This window comes from Pantoea sp. Taur (assembly GCF_009830025.1).
In the GTDB taxonomy this organism is placed as follows: domain Bacteria; phylum Pseudomonadota; class Gammaproteobacteria; order Enterobacterales; family Enterobacteriaceae; genus Pantoea; species Pantoea communis.
In genome coordinates, this window is sequence record NZ_SZZZ01000053.1 from 1 (window position 1) to 3,009 (window position 3,009).

3 protein-coding genes are annotated in these 3,009 nt (G+C 65.7%); 2 read left to right on the top strand and 1 reads right to left on the bottom strand.

Annotation, left to right across the window (positions count from 1 at the left end):
• Positions 1-1,530 (top strand): bifunctional diguanylate cyclase/phosphodiesterase (locus tag FD744_RS25160; protein ID WP_237449466.1); only part of this gene is annotated, 1,530 nt, incomplete at its 5' end.
• 13 nt (positions 1,531-1,543) lie between these two features.
• On the opposite strand, the gene FD744_RS25165 is transcribed toward FD744_RS25160, so the two are convergent.
• On the bottom strand, positions 1,544-2,293 hold the full coding sequence (locus FD744_RS25165; RefSeq protein WP_160870020.1) for a GNAT family N-acetyltransferase: 750 nt from the start codon (positions 2,291-2,293) through the stop codon (positions 1,544-1,546).
• Between the two features lie 504 nt (positions 2,294-2,797).
• On the opposite strand from FD744_RS25165, the gene FD744_RS25460 reads away from it, so the two are divergent.
• Positions 2,798-2,968: a hypothetical protein gene (locus FD744_RS25460; protein WP_166936816.1), complete on the top strand. Its 171-nt coding sequence runs from the start codon at positions 2,798-2,800 to the stop codon at positions 2,966-2,968.
• The last annotated feature ends 41 nt before the right edge of the window (positions 2,969-3,009 follow it).

Consider the following 3,009-nt stretch of genomic DNA (forward strand, 5'->3'; position numbering starts at 1 on the left):
CAGTACGTGGCCGGGCTTATTCCCGAGCGCTGCCAGACCGACTACCGCAACGAGCTGGATCGCCTGACGGCCGACGAGGCGGCGATTTCGCAGCCACGCACGCTGCAGATATGGGGGCTCAGGCGCGACGGCCGGGAATTTCCGGCCGTCGTATCGTTCTCCGGCTGGCGGGAGGGCGGAGAACGCCTGGTGGGGATGATCATCCGCGACGTCACCGCCCGGCACGAGAGCGAGGCCCGTCTCTGCGAACTCGCCTCACTGGACATGCTGACACGGCTGGCCAGCCGCGGTGCGTTTATGCAGCAACTGGGGCAGCTGACGGAGGCCGGTGTGCCTTATACCCTGCTGATGATCGATCTGGACGGCTTCAAGGAAGTCAATGACACGCTCGGGCACGCCGCCGGCGATGCGCTGCTCTGTCACGTGGCGGAGCAGATCCGACAGGCGTGCCCCGGGGCGGTTACCGCCGCCCGGCTCGGCGGCGACGAGTTTATCATCCTGCTGCCGGGCGGAAGTGCCGGTGCCGGCCTGACGGCGGAGCGCCTGATTGCCGCCGTGCAGACGCCTTTCAGCTACCACGGTTCACCGGTCGTCGTCGGCGCCAGCACCGGCATTGCCGCCTATCCCGAACACGGAGAGGACGCCTCGTCGGTCATGTCGGCGGCGGACCTGGCGCTCTACCGGGCCAAGGCGTCGGGCAAGGGCTGCAGCGTCCTGTTCCGGCCCGAATTCCTGGCGGCGGAGCAGCGCCGCCGGCGCTTTGAGCGCGAGCTGGAAACCGCGGTGCGCCAGCAGCAGTTCATTCTGCACTACCAGCCTCGCTATGACGCCGGTAGCGGCCGCCTGCTAGGCTGCGAGGCACTGGTGCGCTGGCAGCATCCTGCCCGCGGCCTGCTGCTGCCCGCTGATTTTATTGAGATGCTGGTGAAAAGCCCGCTGTCCGTTACGCTCGGTGAATGGATTATCCGCACCGCACTGGCGCAGGTCCGCCAGTGGCAGGTCCGCTGCCCGGAGCTTCGGGTCAGCGTTAACCTGTTCCCGCGACAGCTCTCCGGCCCCGGGCTGGAAAGCGTGCTGCGCGAGTCGGCGGGCGGCGACGCCGCCTTTGTGGACCTGGAGGTGGACGAGCCGCTGCTGACGGGGCTCGTTCAGGAGGCGCCGGCGCATTTTGCGGCCATCCGGCGCACGGGGGCCGCGTTCGTTATCGATCACTACGGGCGGACGCTGGGCGCCATCAGCCTGCTGCGGCACGGCTTCGTCAGCGGCTTCAAGATTGACAAGTCGCTGACCCTTGAGCTCGGCACCAGCATGCGCGTGCGGATGATGTTCCGGGCCATCGCGGCGCTGGGAAAAAGCCTGGGTCTCAGCGTGGCGGCAGAGGGCGTGGAGGATACGGCGCAGCGGGCGTTCGTGACGACCGCCCAGTGCGACATCATGCAGGGCAACGGGCTGTGCAGGCCGCTCACGGCGGCGGCGTTTGAGGCGCTGCTTCACACGGAAGATGACAGCATGACGCTGACGGACGGCTGATGGTACGGCGCCCTCAGCGGCCCATCAGCCAGTGCGCCAGCTTATCGAGCAGCAGGAAGGGCAGCGAGCCCAGAAACAGCAGGCCCCGGCCGGCCCTGCGCAGGGCGGTGCCTTCAGAACAACCGGCCTCGCCGCTCCTGCTGAGCGTCAGCCGTTCGTAGTTTGCCAGCTCATAGTTGGTGGCGGGCGCCAGGCTGAGAAGCTCTTTCAGGGCCGCTTCCGGGCTATCGGCCGTCAGGCTGCTGTCCCACCGGCGGTGCAGGCGGAGACCGGCTACCGTCAGCGGCGGGTCGTCCTTTCGTGCCTCAGCGCCGATCCCCGCGCGCAGCCGGCGCTGCCGCACCTCCTCCAGCGGTGATAAGGGGTCAGACGAATTAAGGCCCTTAAGCTCAACCCGGGTAGCCGCCGGCAGCGTGGCGGCCCATGCGGCAAGCTGCTGCAAAAGCCAGGTGCCGATGCCGCATCCGCGCAGCGGCGGGGCCAGCACCAGTCCCCCGGGGGCCATTGCCACGCGTCCCGGGCGGCCGCGCCGGCCGGGCGTGAATACAGCGCTCACGGTTCCCGGAAGGGCGCCACGCGGCAGGGCAGACAGCAGGTGCCATGTGAGCCTGAGCGTGCGCCCGGTTCGGGGGCCTGCGAAAGGCGGGTCTTCCCGGGCAGACACCAGCAGGCGAACCGGCGCGTCAGGCTTAATGCCGGCGGATAGCCGGCAAATCGTCAGGACGTGTTCCGTGACGGGTGCAGATTGTGCGGCAGCGGACATGGAGCAGCTCCTGATGATATTCAGGGTATCCTGATGCCGTCCGCTGGTGCTGTACAGCAGAGAGTGAACTTAAGGGCTTAATTCAGCGAAATCTGTAGCGTGAGAGATATATTTCTGCACGGGTCAGGATAAAAGAAGCAGAATCAGAGAATTCCTGACATGATTTTCCCAGGGTTGCATTAAGGTAGGCCTGTGCACCCGGCCACGCAGAAGGCCGTCCGTGACGCCAGCAGTTCGCCTCTCAGGACCCCTGGTCCGCTTTACACAGCCGGCGTGAGACCGGCTATGTGAAATCCAGCGTTGCTCCCGTGACGGAACACCCCGGGAGATTTTTTATATCCTTCCTGCCCGCCATCCCTCCGGCTCTGTCTGAAACGCGGGAGACACATTTGTGACGCAGCGCATGTTCCTCCTGACCACAGGGTGCCGGGGGGATATCCGTGCATGCTAAAGTCTGTTCAGGAGCGGGAAAACCATGCCTTCATGCACAGAGGAGACGTCATAATGAAAAACGGTGCCACGCCCTATCGTGAAGCGCTGATACGCCTGAGCGCGCTCAGGATCCGTTACCGGCGGGCAAGCCGCAACCCGGCGGCCGGAATGGTGGACCTCGCGGCGCTGATGTCCGAGCTGGAGGAGGCCGAACAGGACGTGGAGCGATATGAAAAACAGTAAGCATCACAGAGGACCGGGCTAAAGTTTTTCAGCGGATAGCC